The organism is Desulfobacula sp., from assembly GCF_021107415.1.
Genome location: NZ_JAIOSW010000124.1, coordinates 1 through 2,802, shown reverse-complemented (window position 1 = coordinate 2,802; position 2,802 = coordinate 1). Strand labels below are relative to the sequence as shown.

Sequence of the window (2,802 nt, the reverse complement as noted above, 5' to 3'; positions counted from 1 at the left end):
CAATTAAAGATAAATTTACTGCAGCTCAGTTCATTTATTGACAAACGAATTTTCGAAACCATGAGCTACCCTTCACCGGAGAAGCTTACTGCAGTCATCAATATTAACCAGAATATCGCCGCTGGCTTAAGAGGCTCACCAGGTGATTGATGATAAGGATTGAGCGGCTAAAGAGGCCTTGACGAGCGTCACTTCGTGACTTGAGGAGTGGACTGACGTCCTTAAGGCTAAAAGACTTTAATCTTTAAGCAAATTCCGCATTCCCGCCAAGGAGGGATCTGCTTTTTCATTCAACAAAATAAAAAAGGGCCTCAATTCTGAGACCCTTTAACTTCTTATTACTGGTTAATTTATTGTAGTGGAAATTCTACAACAAATCCAAAATCCGCAATCGAAAATCGAAAGATCAATTATAAATCTCCCATTGTTCCCGTTTTTCCATCTACATTCATCATTTCAAGACATTTAGAGTAAAGTTCATTAATCTCTTTATTGTTGTTTTTAGTTTCAATTGCAGCTTCAAGAAGCGTTGCGACATAATCCGGTCTCTTTGCAGAAACGAGGCCCTTTGCAAACTCTTGACAGGCGACAGCAAGGCCGGGACCCATTGTGAGTCTCAGCTTTTCAAAACCTTTCCGCCACTTTGCCTCCCTTGCTTCTAAACAGTAAGCTACTGATAAAAGAAATTGCGCAGGTGGATATTCGGGAAATCGACTAAGCAGTTTTTCAAGAACCAAAATAGCCTCTTTGACCAGCCCAATATGTACTTTGGCAAAAGCATAATTATAGTGAGCTTCTACCATTTCAGGATCAATCTCAACAGCTTTTGAAGCTGCTGAAACCGCTTTTTCATATTTTCCAAGTTTTGCGTATGCTGTTCCCATGTTAACAAATGCTAAGGCCGTTTCAGGCCGGATTTTAATTAACCTTTCCCATAATTTTATTGATTCTTCATACTTTCCAAGGGTTTCTGCCTGAATTGCAAGTTCACAAAGTGCAACCTCGTCATCTTCCATTTCATCGAGTTTTTTTCGACCGATCTGGTAATAAATTTCGTCTTTATCATCACTTTTTTTCTGATTCAGTTTTCCGTAATGATGAATCGGAATTTTGCATTTTTTAACCTCAAGACCGGCTTTTTTCAAAGATGGCTCTATTAACTCGTGTATTGGATACTCAAAACGAACACCATGCTTATTAGGAAACAACCGCACCTTATCACTAGGGGTCCAGCCAACCCCTGCATTTTCATTGAAATACTTCTCATCATTCGCATTCCATCCTATCATATTAAATAATAGAGTATAATTTCTTGTTGTGAACTGATAAGCAACTGGTTTTGATTTTTCAACGATTTTTTTAAACTTATTATAATCGAGAGAAGAAATCGTTTCGTCTGCATCCATTATTAAGTTCCATTTCCCGGAAGCCTTTGAAATAGAAAAGTTTCTAGCTTCTGAAAAATCATCGGTCCATTCAAAGTCATATACTTTAGCGCCTAACGCCCTGGCAATCTCTTTTGTCCTGTCAGTTGAACCTGTATCCACAACTATCATTTCATCAACGACTGGTTTCACACTTCTGAGACAATTTGCAAGATACCTCTCCTCATTTTTAACTATCATGCACAAGGTAACAGTGTTTATTTTATTTTTTATCTCATCGATTTCTTTTGGCCCCAGCAAATCCCTGATTTTGAGAGCAGCAGATAAAATTCCGTCATCTACTCCAAATAAAGTGATTGCCTCTTCGATCTGGTACATAGCCTGTGCATGTTTTTCCAGCTTTAGTAAAAAATCAATGAATTTGTATTTAATATTTTTATTGTTCGGATATAACAAGCCGGCTTCCTTAAAAATTTGCCCGGCTCTTTCAAATTCTCCCAGTGCTGAGGCTGCTGTATGATAATTTACAATAATATCCGGGCTCGTTGGAGAAAGGATGAACCCCTTTTCAAACAGATTTAATGCCTCGTCCTGCTTTTTATCCCAGCGTATTGCCCCAAGATTTGTATAAGGTTCCCCATATCCTGGATCAGATTCAACTGCCTTGTTGAAGAAGTCTTCCGCAGTATGATTATCACCCTGATTATATGCCAGAACCCCTTTAAGATTCATAGCTGGTGCAGATGATGGGTTAAGATGAAGTGCCTGGTTTGCATAATTTTGCGCCTGATCATATAATTTCATCCCTTCTTTACAATACCCGATCAGTTCCAGTCTCTTTGCATCCTGTTCATCAGGCGGCATTTCATTTAAGACTTCAATGCCGTCTTTATATTTTTTATTGTTCAATAAAATTTCTGCGAGAGCATAATAAGTCCGTTTATCATTCGGTGAAAGCCCTATCCCTTCAAGAAATATTTCAACTGCATTATCTATATATCCCTTCTGATATGCTTCGTTTCCTTTTTCAATTGCCTTTAAAGTAAGAAATTTTTTCCCTTCAAGGCTGTGCGCATCTGCTTTATTCCATTTTGTGTTAAAATACTTATTGTTTCGGGAAAAAGCTTTTTTGTTCTGCTGATGGACATATACATCTCCTCCAATAAAGTTCATTCGGCCTTCCAGAAGGGCTCTGAGACAGAAATCTTCATCCTCATAACCATTCTTGTCGAATTGCTCATCCAAAAGCCCGATTCTTTCAACCAAATCCCGGGTAAATAGCATACAGAAACCATCGATTGAATTTGAAGATATTCTCCGGTAACGATTTTTTGTCATGAATGATTCAGCAATTTATCAAGTTGATTTATAGAAACGTTATCTATTGTTAAAACCTTCTGCGTTCCCCTTGAAATAT

The 2,802-nt window shown here is 38.0% G+C and carries 2 protein-coding genes; one reads left to right on the top strand and one right to left on the bottom strand.

Going from position 1 to position 2,802, the window contains the following annotated elements; translation table 11 throughout:
* Positions 1-9 precede the first annotated feature (9 nt).
* Entirely contained in the window at positions 10-150 is a 141-nt protein-coding gene (locus tag K8S13_RS25610) for a flagellar biosynthesis regulator FlaF (protein WP_367172540.1), read from the top strand.
* A gap of 260 nt (positions 151-410) precedes the next feature.
* Here K8S13_RS25610 and K8S13_RS06660 read toward each other — a convergent pair whose 3' ends face one another.
* Positions 411-2,189: a tetratricopeptide repeat protein gene (locus K8S13_RS06660; RefSeq protein WP_291461408.1), complete on the bottom strand. Its 1,779-nt coding sequence runs from the start codon at positions 2,187-2,189 to the stop codon at positions 411-413.
* Positions 2,190-2,802 lie beyond the last annotated feature (613 nt).

What these genes read in the sequence shown, in the direction of transcription:
- K8S13_RS06660 (WP_291461408.1), bottom strand. Translation starts at nt 2,189, where the DNA reads ATGAAATTATATGATCAGGCGCAAAATTATGCAAACCAGGCACTTCAT.